This is a genomic window from Bacteroides sp. 224, from assembly GCF_010500995.1.
Taxonomy (GTDB): domain Bacteria; phylum Bacteroidota; class Bacteroidia; order Bacteroidales; family Bacteroidaceae; genus Bacteroides.
The window spans coordinates 1-2,532 of the sequence record NZ_QVMK01000074.1; the positions used below are offsets into that span (position 1 = coordinate 1).

2 protein-coding genes are annotated in these 2,532 nt (G+C 29.7%); both read left to right on the forward strand.

Going from position 1 to position 2,532, the window contains the following annotated elements:
- The first annotated feature begins 104 nt into the window (after positions 1–104).
- Positions 105–953 carry a hypothetical protein gene (locus tag D0T60_RS18330; protein WP_163219906.1) on the forward strand — a complete coding sequence of 283 codons (849 nt, stop codon included), beginning with the start codon at positions 105–107 and terminating at the stop codon, positions 951–953.
- A gap of 111 nt (positions 954–1,064) precedes the next feature.
- On the forward strand, positions 1,065–2,486 hold the full coding sequence (locus D0T60_RS18335) for a hypothetical protein (RefSeq protein ID WP_163219908.1): 1,422 nt from the start codon (positions 1,065–1,067) through the stop codon (positions 2,484–2,486).
- Positions 2,487–2,532 lie beyond the last annotated feature (46 nt).

Sequence of the window (2,532 nt, forward strand, 5' to 3'; positions counted from 1 at the left end):
TAGAAGAAAAAGACTAATTTTACATCGCCATCAGTATAAGACAGGAAAGTGAACGGGTATCACCGTTTTTTGTGGGTGGATATCAACCGTTTTCGCCAGAAATTATGAATAAATCATTTGAGTATGCAAATATAAAGAACCAACCTGTTATTTCAATTAAAGAAGAGGATTTTAAGTCACACATTATATCTGGTATTTTAAATAATGATGAATACGTTTTTTTTAAATCTAATTTTATTCTTCATTCTGATTTAAAAAGCCAGATTGGCAAAAATAAAAGGTTTAAAGATTCTGAACAACTTATCCATAGATACAATCGAAGATTGCAATTATCCAGTAGGCCATGGGTTAATTATGATAATATGATTTCGTTTTCTTCTAAATCATTATATAAAAGTTTCCAGATATTTATAAATAGATTAGAGTCGGGGAAACTAAATGCTTCATCCAAAGATATGATTTCTTTTTTAAGCCAAATCAATGCCTTGAAAGGGAAACAATTTAATAATCATCTTTATCTCTTGTTTAAAAAGTTCGAGAACACAGAAATGTCTATCAGAAAAGAAGAACCTATTAAGCCAAATAAAATTCTTGCAAATGATTCTGATTTGGGAGATATTGATATACTTCTTATAAATACTGTAAAGAAAAAAATAGTTTGCATTGAGGCTAAAAATTATTATGAGGGTCGATCTGTATATGAAATAATAAGTCAAGCGAAAACGACAGAGGACAATCTGTCAAAAGTGTATAAAAGAGATGAGTGGTGTCTAAATAATATTTTGAAATTCTCTCATATACATAATGCTGTTGATGAATCGTATTCTTTAACAACCGTATTCCTGACATATAACCAGCCTGCATATATTTATTTTGAAAGAAATAATAGTAAAATCAAATTTATTTCTGCTCTCGATATAATAACTTCCCCTATGAAAATATTTGAATTGTAATTCGTAAACGCTCTTTTTGTATACTACAAAACGATCCTAATGATGCTTTTGTGCGTAATTCTTAATATTTTTGCATATAGTATTACATAAAATTTGATAGACCATTGAATAATGAATTCAAAACAGATTGATGAAATAGCTGTGTCTACAGTAACAAATTACTTTTGTTATTGTACAATGTTATCTCCTTATATTTCAAGCAATGACAAAGAACCATGCTGGGACGGTTTTATATATGTATATGGTTCGGAGTCGCAGAATAATGAGTCTCTAATTGGACGTATTCCCACTCAAGTCAAAGGTAGGGAATTGAAAAGAGAAGTTTTCAAGAAAGAGATATCATATCCCGTGAGTATCTCTAATTTGAAAACTTACAAACAAGATGGAGGTATTTTATATCTTGTGGTCTATATTTATCTTGACCGTAAACAAATCTATTATGCCAGACTCACGCCTATTGACATAAAACGTTATATTAAAAATGCTAAGGGAAAGCATTCGACATCTATTAAATTGGAACAACTTCCCAATTATACAATAGAGATAAATCACCTATTTCTGGATTTTTATCTTAATTGCAAAAAACAAACAAGTACTGCTGATAACCCTATTCTTGAAATAGATGAAGTCGCGAAAAATTGGGAAGGACTTAAGCTTACTTTTTTTGCTTCTGGTCTTCAAAAACAAAATATTCAGAGTTATCTATCTAAACAGCCTGTATATCTTTATGCAGAGGTTTCAACTTTACCTAATATGAAATCTTTATTGCCTGTAGGAGATGGACCCGTATACCTTTCCTTTACGAGAAAAATATCAGCAGATATAAATGTCTGCGGCATTACTTACTTCAAGGAATTTAAACAACAGATAATAGGAGAGAATTCTGTTATTACAATTGGTGACTGTCTCACAATTACTATGCCAATTAGGATAGAACAAAAAGTGTTTAATGGTAAGATAGATTATGTCCCAACCGCTACATTATTATCAGCCTGGATTAAAGAAAATGAGTTTATATATAATATTTTGACTCATGGTGAATTGAATATTGATGGAAATGTCTTTAAAATGTCTCTTCAAAAGAAAGATACTTATAAAAAAACTATCGCTAAAGATTTGGACTTTTGGAAAAAAGTAAAATGTGTATTTGAAAAGCTTCATGTTAATGCAGAATTAGACTTAAACCAAATAGAATTTGAAGATGAAGAATGTTTAAAAATTTTAATTGATGCGTTTTATTTTAACAAAAAAGTTCGTATTAAAGAAAAGATAGATCAAATTTTCAATTTACGAATTGCAAACTTAGATATTGCATTGTCATGCGAACAACATGTTTCTGGTTCATATAAATTGGCTACTTATAAAAAATTGATAGGAGATATAAGTTATAAAGATAATTCTACTACTAAGCCTTTGCTTACTTGTGTTTATTCGTGGTTTCAAAAAGAGGGTTTTCGCAGAGTCTCAAATATTGACTATGAACCTGAATTCGGGATAATTTTCTCTTCCTCTTCAATACATCACAAGGCATAGTTATCGTGCTCACATTGGATTTTTCAATTGAGTATTTTTGTTTTTG

Excerpts from the sequence above, each read along its gene's own strand:
- D0T60_RS18330 (WP_163219906.1), top strand. The coding sequence starts at position 105 with ATGAATAAATCATTTGAGTATGCAAATATAAAGAACCAACCTGTTATT.
- D0T60_RS18335 (WP_163219908.1), top strand. The coding sequence starts at position 1,065 with ATGAATTCAAAACAGATTGATGAAATAGCTGTGTCTACAGTAACAAAT.